This window comes from Oceanispirochaeta sp. M1 (assembly GCF_003346715.1).
In the GTDB taxonomy this organism is placed as follows: domain Bacteria; phylum Spirochaetota; class Spirochaetia; order DSM-2461; family DSM-2461; genus Oceanispirochaeta.
In genome coordinates this window covers 1-13470 of sequence record NZ_QQPQ01000050.1, presented here as the reverse complement: position 1 = coordinate 13470, position 13470 = coordinate 1, and the positions used below count along the sequence as shown (strand labels likewise).

Sequence of the window (13470 nt, the reverse complement as noted above, 5' to 3'; positions counted from 1 at the left end):
TATTTTCATGATAGATCTTTCCCAATTTGAAATATTTGAAACAGAAAAACACCGAAAACAGTCCTTGTGGAGATTCCTTCTGGGAAGAAGGTTTGCTTTTAATATGGCTCTCCTGAGAATTGTTTACAGATGCCGCACACTGAGTCTGGCTGGAAAGTTTGATAATGATGAGTTCTTTAACCAGTCCGATATCATACATGATGCTCTGGAGCGTTATGGTGCTAAATTTAAGATAACCGGGCTGCAGAATCTTCATTTTGACGGCCCCTGTGTTGTCATCGCCAACCATATGAGCCTCCTGGAAACTCAGATACTTCCCTGGGTCATAGGCAGTTTTAAGCCTCTGACCATTGTAATGAAGAAAAGCCTCTATGATTCATGGATTTTCAATCCCGTAGCTATCGCTACAAAAAGTATTTCTCTGACCCGTGAGAATCTCCGTGCTGATATCGATGTCATCATGAAAGAAGGTGTGGAATACCTGAACAAGGGCCGCTCCATTCTTCTATTCCCGGAAGGAACCAGAAAACCCTATTTCAGACGGTCAGAGTTTAACTCTCTTGGTATAAAGCTGGCGGTTAGAGCAGGTGTAAGAGTTGTCCCCATTGCTTTGAAAACAAATTTTCTTGTTCCCGGTAAGAAGGTTCCCGATTTTGGAACTCTCCACCCCGAACGCCCTGTCTATATTCATGTTGGAGAGCCACTCATCATTGAAGGTCGAGGTAAGAAGGAGCATCAGCAGGTTCTGGATTTCCTGGAAACAAACCTGAGAGAATGGGGTGTCGAAATTAAAGAGGACGAAGTATGAATTACTCATTGAAGGGCAAAGCCCCTGTTATTGATAAGAATGTCGGTTTTATAGCAGCAAGTGCTGATCTCGTGGGAGATATTACCATAGCAGAGGGAGTCAGTATCTGGTTTAATGCGGTGATCCGTGCCGATATGGACTCAATCAGTATTGGAAAAAATACAAATATTCAGGATTGTTCTGTTGTTCATACGGACTACGGCTTTCCCACAACTTTAGGTGAGGGTGTTACTGTAGGTCATGGTGCTGTAATACACGGCTGTACCATCGGAGATAACTGTCTTATCGGTATGGGTGCGGTTGTTCTGAATGGCGTTGAAGTAGGTGAAGATTCACTTGTTGGTGCGGGCAGTCTTATCTCTCAGGGGATGAAAATCCCACCGCGTTCTTTGGTGCTCGGCTCCCCTGCAAAGGTAGTAAAAGAGCTAAAACCCGGCATGATTGAAGCCATCAGGAAAAACGGTGCTGCTTATGTGTCAAACGGTGCCGATTACCTGGAGGAATTAGCGGTTCTTTGCGAAGAACCCGAATAGGATTTAGGATCTCCGGTCCGCAGAGCCTCCATACTCTTTTCAATTGCGGCCAGCTCCAGAAGTTCTTCCATAGACTCTATGGATTCTCCCAAAAGCAGCTTCCCTTTGTAAATATAAAAGTACTCAAATTGATACCGCATACTTTTAGTATAGTCCTTTTTTTTCGCTTCACTCCTTTTTTTGGATTTTTTTTTATTGGACTTGAACATTGAGGGGAAAAGGGCTTAGCAAATATATAGGTACCACCAAATCAATGACATTGCCAGACCATTTTTCTCACTCAAAGCCTAAGGGTGAAAGGGAGTGGATAAGTTGTGGAAAACTATTGTGGTTAAGGGAATTCTATTCACAAGGCCTGTGGATAAGTTGTGGATAACTGCTGATAACTGCTGATAACTGCTGATATTTTATTTGCAGAAGCCCTGAGGTTTGAGCACCCCCAGGACATTTAACATTGCCTAAGGGGTTGATCATCCGCTGTAACTGCCGAATTCCTCAACCTTACATATGATAATTGCGTATCAGGGTGAATTCATGGTATTTTTAGATTAACTAATAATTATCAGGAGTCCTCTCATGCGTCGTCAGAATACAGGTCTTACTTCAATCTTTTTTCTACAACTGGCAATTGCCATATTCTTTCTGATACTCGGTGTACAGGGTATTATCACCAATGTGTCCCAGAACAGCGGATTCGCCAGAGAAGTGGCAAAATTTATGAATGCTGAGAATCCTGCCGTTCAGAAGACTGAACTGATTATGGGAATCATAAGTCTTGTTGCAGGTCTACTTCTGCTTCTCGGACTTTTCCGCTTTGGAGATTCCCGTCTGGTTGTTGTCTCTTCTGTTTTAATCTTTTTATTCTGGCTGACCCGTCTTGTGATGGTCCGCTTTATGACAGAACTTGTTGTTCGAAACGGTAATATCACTTTTTATCCGGACTTTTCCACATGGCTTCTGGCTGTCTCAACGGATGTAATTATTCTCTGTTCTATCTGGACTATCGCCCGGCGGTCGTCCTGATCTCCCGTGTGCGCATATCGGGTCTATCAGAGTTCTTCACTTCAATCCTTTATAGATAATCACTCAAGGCTTCTCTGTCCCGATGCTCTGTTCGGTACATCCCTGTATCTGGTTGTTCAGAACAGGAGTATGGGTGAATGGCTCAAGCTCAAACTTGCGGAGCAGAGAGGAATCAGTGGAGATAATCCCTATGTCCTTCCTGAAAAAGCCATGCGTGAACTGGCAGGGGGCTATAGTTGTGTCAGAACCCTGCTTGGTGGTTCTGATTCTGAGAAACCTGTCCTTTATATGGATAATCTTAAAATCAGGCTCTATAAAATTCTGGAAGATCTTTTTTCTTCTCCTGAGAGTATTCCATCCTCCTGCCGGGAGCTTTATCGTTATATAAGCTCTGTTCAGTCGCAGGATGAAAAATCAACAGTGCAGATCCGCTCATCCCGGCTCTATGAGTTGGCTGACAGCATTGCCGGCCTTCTTTCCCATTACGGTATGAACTCCCTGGCTCTGGTAGAAGCATGGGAGTCGGGGCATAGCTGTGAACATGTTCCAGGTTCCCTGAAAAAGCATGAGGAGTGGCAGAGCTATCTGTGGGAAAAAGTCTATGAGAGCGGCCTGTCATTAAGCCGTATTCTCCGCTGTGTTGAAAACAGCAGTGATGTCTATGACGGAGAAGTTAAGCGGATTGTCCTTTTCGGTTCCTCCTTCCTGGGAGATACAGCCCTGAAATTCTTTTACAGACTCTCTTCAGATATTCAGGTGGATCATTTCATTCTGACTCCTTCAAAGATCTATTCCGATTTTCCACTGAAGCTGGAGAATCCTCTTTTAGAGAACTGGTGTACCCAGATGGATGGCTTTGCAGAACTGTCCGCAGGTTTTGAGATGGAAGCAGCTGTTGCTCACTATCCAGTTCCTCCTGCTGACAGTGTTCTCCATACTCTTCAGCGGGATATTCTTGAGAATAGAACTCCAGGTTGTGCATTTCCTTTTGAGATGCCCGACGGATCTTTAATGATTCATGGCTGCACCAGCCCCTGGCGGGAGGTTGAGGTCTTAAAGGATCTGCTCCTGGGAGCTTTGAATGATGATAAATCTCTCCGTTTAACGGATATTGCCGTTCTTGCTCCGGATATCAATATTTATGCACCTTTTCTGGAGGCACTGTTTCCATCGGATGATATTCGGACTTCTCTTCCCTACAATCTGATTGATCTCGACAGCTCCGGGCTGTCTCCTCTGATACAGGGATTTCTGCATATTTTTACACTTCCCGGCTCCCGTTTCAGCCGGACGGATCTTTTTGTACTATTTGACAATCCCTGTTTCAGGGAATGTCAGCGAATGAGCCGCCTGGACAGGGAAGGCTGGCTGGAACTCAGTGAAGAGCTGAATATCAAATGGGGCTATGACAGGGATCATAAGGCTTCCTTCTATAAAGGAACTTCTGGATTTAACAGCTGGGACAGGGCCTTTGAGAGAATCCGGGAAGGTCTTTTTCTGGATGAAGAGGATTCACCGGAGACCCTGCCATATGCAGCACCCGATGATGATACAGGCCGGAGCTGGGGTAAGCTGATGCTCCTTATTCAGAATTTGTATAACGATCTCTTTGAGCTGGACCGAATTTCAATGCCTCTGGAACAGTGGGTTCTTCTGGCCGAGTCTATTCTGGAATCCTATTTCAAGGTCAGAAAGGATAATCGGCAGGATGAAGCCGATTGGGTCCGGCTGAAGGGATGTTTCCGGGATATTCTGAATATGGCCGATGAGACTCCTCTTCCGGGAGATAGAAATTTCGATTTCTTCGTATTCAGAACACTCCTGAGTGAGTATATAAGAAAGTCTTCAGGGATGAGAGGGCGGTACCTTACACAGGGAATCACCTGCTCTTCTCTCAAACCGATGAGGGCTATCCCTTTCAGGAGAATTTATGTTCTGGGGATGAATGAGAATACTTTTCCCGGTGAGGATGAAAATCTCAGTTTTGATCTGAAAGATACTGTCCCCCAGAGCATTGATCTTTCCAGAAGAGGCGGAGATCGATATGCCTTTCTGGAAACCGTGCTTTCCGCAACCGAATCTCTTACTCTCTTTTACAAGAACAGAGATACAATCAGGGGAGAGGTTCTACAGCCTTCTGTACTGATTTCAGAGCTTCTGGATTATCTTTCAAAGAGTCAGGATGATGCCGAAAATCTTTTGATTCATCAGGAGTCCATACACAGCTTTGATCCCACTTACTTCAAAGGACCCGTCTCTTTTAACAACGCCGCCCTCGAGGCAGCCCGGGTGATGATTCAGGGGAGCAGAGAAGAGGCAGAAGGAATGGTCTTGCTTCGTAGAGATCCATCTTCAGAAAAGAGGGATGAACCTGTCTTGAGCGGAGCGGATATTCTTGCTTTTATGAGAAATCCCGCAGCCTGGTATTTTAAGAAGGTTCTCCATATCTATCCCGAGGATGAAGAGAGTCCCGAGCTGGACAGCAGTGAAAACAGGGAACTCCCTTTTCTGGAACGCTACTCTTATTATGACAAGAGCCTTCGTTCACCCGAGAGTCTTGCTGATCCCGGCGGATTGACGAACTTTGTCCGGGAGCAGCAGATCAGGGGGAATCTACCGGAGCATGATATTCTGTTTCTTGAAGAGGAGCGCCTGGAAAATCGTCTTACAGAGATGAGGGAACAGGCTGAACGTATTCATCTGAGAGAGGAGTGGGATGGTCTTCAGGATATCCTGATTGATCCCGAGCGGCAGCCTGGGGGGAGACGGGCGGATCGTCTGTTGCCGGCCTCGGTGATTCCTGTGCTTAAGCGGCCCTTGATGACAGGAGCTGGCGGGGAAGTTTTTCTCAGCGCGGTTCTGGAGAGCCTCTGCCCTGAGAATCCCGAGCACTCTGATGGAGTGTGGAAGACTTTAGAGTATTGCGAATCCGGAACTCCTTCGGCCAGGCATGCTTTTAATTCTTATCTGAAATTTCTCCTTCTTTCTGTCCTGGATGGAGAGAATAGAGAACTCAGGTTACAGCGGATCGGAAAGAGGGATTATCCGGAGATCCGTTTCTGCAGGGAAGGAGAGGTTGAGAGTAATCTTGTTCTTCTTGATAATCCTCAGGTACGCCTGGATCGACTGATCTCCTTGTGCATGAATCCCGAGACCGAGGTCATTCCGCTTTATCCGGAGCTGGGTGAGGTTCTGGCAGCTGATCTGAATAAGGAACCTCAGATGGATAATGCGGCGCTCCAGAGACGATGGCGGGAGTGCTGGCTGGACCAGGAGAAAAAGAGCGCATATGGCGGCAGCGGCGGAATATTTGAGCGCTGCCCCTACAGATCCCGTTTTCTTAAGACCCCACCCTCTGTAAACCCTGATGCTCTGCGTGAATTGCTGGAGCTTATTTATCTGCCCATAGTCAGGGCCAAAGGAAAGAGCCGTGGCAGATAAAGTCTTTGATCCTGCAAAATCAGATCTTCTTCAGTCCATCCGCCTGGAAGCTTCGGCGGGTACGGGGAAAACCTATAACCTTGAACGGGTTGTCTGTGAGCTTATCGAACGCTATGGAATCCCTTTGGAATCCATCCTGGTGGTCACCTTTACAAATAAGGCGGCACGGGAGCTTAAAGAGCGAATACGAAAATTACTGAATGAAAGGGCGGCTGAAGGGGATGAGAATCTTCAGGAGGCCAGAAAGAATTTTGACAGAGCTCCAATCTTTACCATTCATGCTTTCTGTCAGCATGTTCTGCAGAGTTATCCCTTTGAATCATCATCTCCCTTTTCACAGGAGTTTCTGACAGACAACTCTCTTGCAGAGGAGGGTGTGGAAGAGGTTCTCTACAGGCAGTTCATGAATATTCCCGGGGAGAAGAGGGATAACCTGCGCAGTTTTTTTGCAAAGGGACTGGAAGAGGGAAGCCGAAGTCTGGTTCGGGATGCGGTAAAGGCCCTGGATGAGGGAGACTCCATCCGTCTCCCGTCGGATGCTGTCATCCGGAAGGTGCTGGAGGAGACCGAACTCTATGGAAAAGGAGAAGGGGATATCCGCCTGGCTGCGGATGAACTCCTTGCCTTTGCTCCTGATGCAGAGCGGATTCATGGTATTTTCAAGGAGCTTAAGACTGGACTCCGTCCGGTAACTGCTCAGAATGCGGCTTCAGTCTGGGAGATCCTTCCGAAAACAGAAGGATTGTACTCCTGGTTGGAAAGGCTTTTTAAGAAGAGTGGAAACAAGAAAACTCCCATAGAAAACCTTCTCTGTCTGAGAGAAGACACACTCCGGGAAAAGAGTAAGGACGGGAAGGGAGCCGCCGATCTTACTCACTCAGAGGATTCTGAACTCTGCCGCTCTGTGGAGCGCCTATTTGAGGCTCTGGAGCCTCTGCTGGACCCCTCTGATAATTCAAAGACCATCTACTTCAAAACCCTGTCTTTTACTTTTCTCAAAGAGATCGTAGACGAGGCGCTTCCTGTTATTCAGAATAAGAAGAATCTTAAGGGTGCAAGAGATTTCTCTGACCTTATCCGTGTCCTTTCAGATATCCTTGAAAAAGAACCGGATGGTGCTCTTGCCTCAGTTCTCAGGCAGCAGTACAAAGTTGTTCTGGTAGATGAGTTTCAGGATACCGACAGTAGGCAGTGGTCCATTTTCAAAACTCTCTTTGACCGGCCGGGTCATAACTATTTCCTGATTGGAGACCCCAAACAGTCCATTTACGGGTTCAGGGGGGCTGATCTTACGGTTTACTTTGAGGCCTGTAAGACTGTCGCAGAAGAGAACCGCTTCTCCCTTGGAACAAATTACAGATCCAGAAAAGATATGGTTGCCGCCTGCAATTTGTTTTTTTCCAGGCTTTTTGCCCTTGAGGTTCCCGGATTTGCTCCTGTCCCCTTTGAAGAGGTTGGCGCCGGGAATGATAAAGTGGCCATAGCAGTCAATGCCGCGGGTGAGGAGCAGTCGGCTCTTCAGTTCTGTGAAATTTCTCTGGATGATGATTCAGTTATCACCCGGAGTCCGGGACGCCTGAAAGAGAACTGGATGAGCTGGACAGCCCGGGAGATTGAATCACTTCTTTCAGGTTCACTTCTTCTCAGGGATGAGAAAGGGACAAAACCCATGGAAGCCGGTGATATTGCTGTTCTAATGGAGAAAAATAGTGACTGCGAAGCAATGCAGTCACTATTGGCTTCAAAGAGTATCTCTTCGGTTATCTTTTCCGAGAGGAAGATAATGGAGAGTGAGGAGGCGGAGGTCTTCGCTTCTATCCTTCATGCTCTCTCCTCTCCGGGAAGCAGAGGTGGTGCAGGAGCTTTTCTTCTTACTTCGGCCTTTGCCCTGAGTCCCGAAGAGCTTCAGAGTCTCCGGGAGAGTGACGCTTATGAGGAGTATCTTCTTTTTCTGAGAGAAGCACAGGAGCTCTGTAATCAGGGTCATCTGATTCAGTTTTTCAGGACTCTTTTTGAGCAGGAGCTGACTCTCTCCTTTATGAAGGGACGGGATTCCTGGCGGAATCGGCTTCTCAAGACAAGCAGTGGAAAGCGTGCCTGTACCAACCTGACACACCTTGCTGAGATCTTCCATAACGAGCAGCGGCAGCGATCTCTTGATACCCGGGAACTTTATGATCTCTTTCTCCATCAGCTTAATGACCCTGAAGGTGATGAAGATAGACAGGTTCGTCTCGACCAGGACGGACAGGCAGTTCAGATACTGACTCACCATTCAAGCAAGGGCCTGGAGTTCCCGGTGGTCTTCTTTTTTGGTGCCGGGGCTAAGGGAGTTCCTGCAAAGAGTTCTCAGTTTAACTATTACTGGGAAGGCCGGCGTTATAAAGACTATCTCCTCACTGCGGAGTCTAAAAAGAAAGCCGATCTTTCTGACTGGGAAGAACGGAAGAGGCTCTATTATGTCTCACTTACAAGGGCTTCCTCCCTGTTGTATATGCCCTGGTTTCCCGAAGGAGACTTCACTTATCTCAGCTCCATGTATGCGGCCCTTTTAGAGGATTCAATTGTGGAAGATGAGGATGATATCTTCAGTGGCGAGAGTCTGCAGGAGATGTGGCCCCTCCACTCTAATTATAAATTCAGGAACGGTAAAAAGGATCAGCTCTCTCCCCAGAAGAGGGCGGTCAATGATCGAATTGCCTCGGGTCTTCAGGCTTTAGCCTCTGATCAGCCCGCATTATTCTCATATCGCTTCGAACCATTGGATCTCACTGCTGTATCCAAATCCGAGTCAGGGATGGGTGCTGATTTTGAACTGTCTACTCCTGAATGGAAGGCTTCAGATCTGTTCAGACAAAGAATTACATCTGTTGTAAGTTTCTCCTCTCTTACTTCAGATGTTCATGCTGTTGAAAGTCCCGATGAGGATGCCGACCGTGACAGGCAGGAAGAGAGCCCCGATTCTGAGGAATTAACCGGAGCTCTCGGGCTGACCAGGGGGGCCGGTTTCGGGAATCTGGTCCACTGTATTCTTGAAGAGATGGATTACAGTCATGCTGCACAGCCCCTCACTGTCTGGCTTGATGAAGACGGTCTTTTCGGTCCCTCGGAGGCTCTGCTTTTTCTGGAGGAACGAGCCTTGAAGTTCTTTGACCAGAATTGGTGGAAAGAGAATAAACAGGCCCTCTGTGAAATGATTCATGATGTTCTGAATTCGCCCCTTGAGAAAGTCGGCCCTCTCAGGGAATTGAAAATTGAACAGAAAAAACATGAGTTGGAATTTCTTATGTCTACAGATGCGGGAAACCGGGTGAGCCTGGAGGACTGGAGTGCTGTATTGAAGAAGGGCTACCTCAAGGGATTTATCGACCTGATTTTTGAGAAGGACGGCTTACTCTATATTGCCGACTGGAAGACTACAGTTCCCCCCGGAAAGGGGAGTCTGAAGGATTACACAGCAGCCAATTTGAATAAGACAATGATTCTGCATCGCTATGATCTGCAAGCCATGATCTATGCCTATGCATTGAAACGCTATATGAAATCACTCAATCCTGATTTCTCCTATGAAAAGGAATTCGGAGGTATCTATTATTTTTTTGTACGCGGAATGGGCAGTGATGGTCAGAGGGGTATTCATTTTGTAAGACCTTCAGAAGAAGATGTTATGGGACTGATCGGGGAGGGGCAGATATGATTCGGAGCCGTTCAAGAGCTATTCAGCGTTTTCTCGATCTTAAGTCAGTACGGGAGAATCCCCCTGCAGATCTGATCCGCCGCCTGGCCCCCGGAGATGATGCCGGCCGTTTTGCCCGTCTGGCATTCAAGACGGGAGCTGAAGCTCTCTGGATACAGAGTGCTGAATCCATGGTTAAGCGATATGCTGACAGGCATCAGAATGAGCTGCGCTGGCTTCTTCTCTACTTTCTGGAGCTCAGTGCCCGTGGGCATATCCGCATCTCTGCAGATGATCTGATTGAAGATTTCCCTCTTTGGGGAGCCCCCGCTTTTGACGGTGCGGCAGAGATCGTAGATGCTCTGAGTTCGCTGATTCAGGACAATCCAAGACTCTTTGCTACTCTTGAGGAAGGGGGAGCAGCTCTCCTCTATGCAGAGGATTATTCCTATTTTTACCTCTTGAAAAAAAGGCGCTTTGAAGAGAACTTTTTGAAAGTTCTTGGGAGCATCACAGAACAGGATCACCTTTCTCTGTCCGGTCAGATCGTTCTACTGGATAAACTCTATGAAGAACTGAAAGACTCGGCTCCCATGCCTATGTCGGATGATACCCTTCAGGCGGCTCACATGCTCAGCCGATCCCGTATGAGCATAATAACCGGAGGTCCGGGGACAGGGAAAACCACCATACTCGCCGGACTGCTGAACCTGTATCTGGAATCCTGTTTGCGTAATTCAGATGCTGAAGTTCTGCCGGAAGTAAGACTCTGTGCTCCCACCGGGAGAGCGGCCAAGCGTATGATGGAGAGCATGGAGTCTCTGCTTCAGAACAGCAGAATGGCTCCGGCCTTTGTGCATCCGGCGGAAACCATTCATAAGACTCTCGGACTGAAGCCCGGAACTCTTCCCCGTTTTGATGAAAACAGAAGCCTGCAGGCTGATGTTGTTGTTGTGGATGAGGCTTCCATGGTTGATCTGAATCTGATGACCATGGTTCTGAAGGCTATGAAGCCTGGAGCCCGTCTCCTTTTAGTGGGTGACAGGGATCAGCTTCCCTCTGTAGAATCCGGAGCACTTCTCTCAGATCTTCTTCACGGACTGGGCAGTGAAGGTCACAGACTCAAGGACCGGGTGCTCTCTCTTACAACAGTCCATCGAAACAGCGGTGCTATCCGCGAAGTTTCCACCATGGTTATTGAGGCCGACAGCTCATCTTTTAAGAACTTTATCAAAGAGCCGGAAAGAGAACTCTCTCCAGTTAAAATACTGAATGGGGAGGGGGGGCTTGTCCGCAGCTCTTCACTTCCGTCATATAGAAATCTGCTGGATGAAATCATCAGCCTGCTGAAGAAAAGCGGGCCGCTCCCCGGGTCAGCAGGATTCTCTATACCCTCTATCTCCTGGCAAAAAGAGAAGGATGAAATAGCGGCCTGTTTTATGCGCTTCCGTGGATTGGCGGTCCTGACTCCTACCCGAAAGGGACTCTTTGGAACTGTCGCTCTTAACCGAGGCCTTAATGATATTCTCTCTCCCCGCAGTCCCGAGGCCTATCATGGACAGCCTGTTATGGTGACCCGTAATGATTATGAGCGGAATCTGTATAACGGAGACAGAGGGGTGGTTCTCCGTTTTCAGGATGGACTTTTTGCCTGTTTTGAAGATTCAGACCATGAGTACAGGATGATTCCTCTACCTCTTCTTGAAGATATGGAAACTGCCTATGCTGTTACCATCCATAAGAGTCAGGGTTCTGAGTTCAGATGTGTTTATGTCCTTATTCCCGAAGGCAGTGAACGGCTTCTTTCCAGGGAAATCCTGTACACCGGTATTACCAGAGCCAGAGAAGGGCTTATTCTTTACGGTTCAGTGGAGTCTTTTGAACTCTGCCTGGGCAGGGGAGTCAGAAGATTCTCAGGAATCCGGGATTTCATGCTTCAGACCTAAGTCTCCGCCCTTTCCTTATTGCTTTTGTACTGATAAAAGACTTATTATTTGCCCTGATAGAATATTTTTGTCAGTGACAAGAAAATTAGGAGATCAAAATGTCAGAATGTCCATGCGGAAGCGGACTCGATTATGAAAAATGCTGCGGTCTTTATATCAAAGATGGTATTCCCGTACCCACAGCAGAAAAGCTGATGCGGGCACGTTACACTTCTTATGCGAAGGGTGAAATAGATTTTATTATGAACACCCATGAAGTGGACCCCAAAGACAGGGAAGATTCCAGAAAGGCTACTGAAGACTGGGCCAAAGGCTCAGAGTGGCAGGGTCTGGAAATTCTCGATATCACCAAGGGCGGAGAGTCCGATGATGCGGGAACTATAGAGTTCAAGGCCCACTATATGGTTGACCGGGCCCGTTATACTCACCACGAAGTGAGTAAATTCGGTAAAAAGGACGGCAAATGGATCTTTCTGGAAGGTCAGGAAATCAATAAACCCGTTCATCGTGAAGAGCCCAAGATCAGCAGAAATGCACCCTGTCCCTGCGGCAGCGGTAAAAAATACAAGAAGTGCTGTGGTTAACCCTACGGACCAGCGGTAGTTCTGCTTTCTTCGTTGTATTCCTCCTGTTGCAGGAATATAACGGAGAAGATGTCAGGCTGGATTAAAGCAACTTTCCATATCATGGTAAGGGTCCTATCGGGTCAGGGGGATGCCGGCATACACTATTCCAGTTCTTTTTTTATCTGATCCTTATAGGATTCCATAAACTCTTTGTAGTGGTTGTTTTCTTCTCTCAGCCGCTTAATTTCATATATCATCCAGTGGACATCTTCTGTTGCATCTTTGATATCGTAATCAAACTCGGCACCGGGATTGAATTTTATCCAGAATAACTGATGACCCCGGTTTTTCTTTATAGCCAGTTTATCTTCCAGTTCAGTCAGCCTGTCAGTTTTGTCTTTCACAATAATATCTTCTTTACTCACAACTATAAGGTATCACCCATTTTATGTTTTTCCAATGCTGAGAATCGACTCATTTCATAGCAGACAGCGGGAGTTCTTCTATGTTATTCTCCTCTCATGATATATGTGATGGACAGTGAAAGAGTCCTTTATGAAGATAATCATCTTATTATAGTCAATAAACTCTGTTCCGAGATTGTGCAGGGTGATAAAACCGGTGACACCACTCTGGCCGAATCGGTTCAGGCTTTTATTAAAAAGAGGGATAAGAAACCGGGGAATGTTTTTCTGGGTATCACCCATCGCCTGGACAGGCCCACCAGCGGTATAGTTATATTTGCCAAGACCTCCAAGGCTCTGTCCCGAATGAACAAACTGTTCCGGGAACATGGTGTAAAAAAGAGTTACTGGGCAGTACTGCAGTCATCTCCCGAAGAGGGGGAGGCCCGTCTTGTAGACTATCTATGGCGAGATAAGATAAAGAACCGTTCCTATGTATGTGATGAATCTAAGAAAGATGCCAAAAAGGCGATACTCTCTTATACAATTATCTGCCGTTACAAGAATTATGTACTTGCGGATATTGATCTCGAGACAGGGCGGCACCATCAGATAAGAGCCCAGTTCTCATCTCTGGGCTGCTCCATAAAAGGAGATCTGAAGTACGGGGCAAAGCAGTCAAATCCGGGAGGCGGGATTCATCTCCATGCCAGGCGGGTCAGTTTTATACATCCCGTGAGTGCTGAGAGTATCAATGTTACGGCAGCTGTTCCCAGGGATGATATTCTCTGGCAGGATATGGAAGAGAAAGTCCTGCGGGGGGATTCACAAACCGGTGAGTAGGACCCCTCTCTCCAGTACAACATTTCTATTTAAAAAATCAGAAGTCTCCGATCTCCTTAACTGGTTTGCCCGGGGTGGAATTGACTATCCATGGGGAGATAATGGGGCTGTTGCAAAAGTCTAATAGACTAAAGCAGCAGCCCTTTTTAATTATGTATATATTGAATAGAACCTGACCTACTACAAAAAGGGACCGCAAAGCGGTCCCAACGTGCTACTATTTGTTTAAC

Annotated in this window: 11 protein-coding genes; 9 read left to right on the top strand and 2 right to left on the bottom strand. The window is 47.1% G+C overall.

Going from position 1 to position 13470, the window contains the following annotated elements; genetic code table 11:
* Nucleotides 1-7 precede the first annotated feature (7 nt).
* Together DV872_RS22680 and DV872_RS22675 are read left to right on the top strand one after the other, a co-directional pair.
* On the top strand, nucleotides 8-808 hold the full coding sequence (locus tag DV872_RS22680; protein ID WP_114632255.1) for a 1-acyl-sn-glycerol-3-phosphate acyltransferase: 801 nt from the start codon (nucleotides 8-10) through the stop codon (nucleotides 806-808).
* The gene (locus DV872_RS22675; protein ID WP_114632254.1) at nucleotides 805-1341 is read left to right on the top strand and encodes a gamma carbonic anhydrase family protein; all 537 of its coding nucleotides are present in this window, start codon (nucleotides 805-807) and stop codon (nucleotides 1339-1341) included. Before DV872_RS22680 ends, DV872_RS22675 begins: the two co-directional genes overlap by 4 nt.
* Here DV872_RS22675 and DV872_RS22670 read toward each other — a convergent pair.
* Nucleotides 1299-1481 carry a hypothetical protein gene (locus DV872_RS22670; RefSeq protein WP_114632253.1) on the bottom strand — a complete coding sequence of 61 codons (183 nt, stop codon included), beginning with the start codon at nucleotides 1479-1481 and terminating at the stop codon, nucleotides 1299-1301. The two genes, DV872_RS22675 and DV872_RS22670, sit on opposite strands and share 43 nt — an antisense overlap.
* 436 nt (nucleotides 1482-1917) lie before the next feature.
* Between DV872_RS22670 and DV872_RS22665 the strand changes: the two genes are divergently transcribed.
* The 5 genes from DV872_RS22665 (at nucleotide 1918) to DV872_RS22645 (ending at nucleotide 12011) form a co-directional block, all read left to right on the top strand.
* The gene (locus tag DV872_RS22665; RefSeq protein ID WP_114632252.1) at nucleotides 1918-2364 is read left to right on the top strand and encodes a hypothetical protein; all 447 of its coding nucleotides are present in this window, start codon (nucleotides 1918-1920) and stop codon (nucleotides 2362-2364) included.
* Between the two features lie 6 nt (nucleotides 2365-2370).
* On the top strand, nucleotides 2371-5805 hold the full coding sequence (locus DV872_RS22660; protein ID WP_114632251.1) for an exodeoxyribonuclease V subunit gamma: 3435 nt from the start codon (nucleotides 2371-2373) through the stop codon (nucleotides 5803-5805).
* Nucleotides 5795-9502 (top strand): UvrD-helicase domain-containing protein, encoded by a 3708-nt coding sequence (locus DV872_RS22655; protein ID WP_114632250.1) that lies wholly within the window; start codon nucleotides 5795-5797, stop codon nucleotides 9500-9502. Before DV872_RS22660 ends, DV872_RS22655 begins: the two co-directional genes overlap by 11 nt.
* Nucleotides 9499-11427 (top strand): exodeoxyribonuclease V subunit alpha, encoded by a 1929-nt coding sequence (recD, locus tag DV872_RS22650; protein ID WP_114632249.1) that lies wholly within the window; start codon nucleotides 9499-9501, stop codon nucleotides 11425-11427. Before DV872_RS22655 ends, recD begins: the two co-directional genes overlap by 4 nt.
* Before the next feature lie 98 nt (nucleotides 11428-11525).
* The gene (locus DV872_RS22645; protein WP_114632248.1) at nucleotides 11526-12011 is read left to right on the top strand and encodes a YchJ family protein; all 486 of its coding nucleotides are present in this window, start codon (nucleotides 11526-11528) and stop codon (nucleotides 12009-12011) included.
* Between the two features lie 143 nt (nucleotides 12012-12154).
* Here DV872_RS22645 and DV872_RS22640 read toward each other — a convergent pair whose 3' ends face one another.
* Nucleotides 12155-12418 (bottom strand): hypothetical protein, encoded by a 264-nt coding sequence (locus DV872_RS22640; RefSeq protein WP_114632247.1) that lies wholly within the window; start codon nucleotides 12416-12418, stop codon nucleotides 12155-12157.
* 96 nt (nucleotides 12419-12514) lie between these two features.
* Between DV872_RS22640 and DV872_RS22635 the strand changes: the two genes are divergently transcribed.
* Together DV872_RS22635 and DV872_RS27150 are read left to right on the top strand one after the other, a co-directional pair.
* Complete coding sequence (locus tag DV872_RS22635; RefSeq protein WP_230391655.1) at nucleotides 12515-13240, top strand: RluA family pseudouridine synthase; 726 nt, start codon at nucleotides 12515-12517, stop codon at nucleotides 13238-13240.
* Nucleotides 13233-13364: a hypothetical protein gene (locus DV872_RS27150; RefSeq protein ID WP_255526184.1), complete on the top strand. Its 132-nt coding sequence runs from the start codon at nucleotides 13233-13235 to the stop codon at nucleotides 13362-13364. The genes DV872_RS22635 and DV872_RS27150 overlap by 8 nt, the downstream gene beginning before the upstream one ends.
* Nucleotides 13365-13470: the final 106 nt, after the last annotated feature.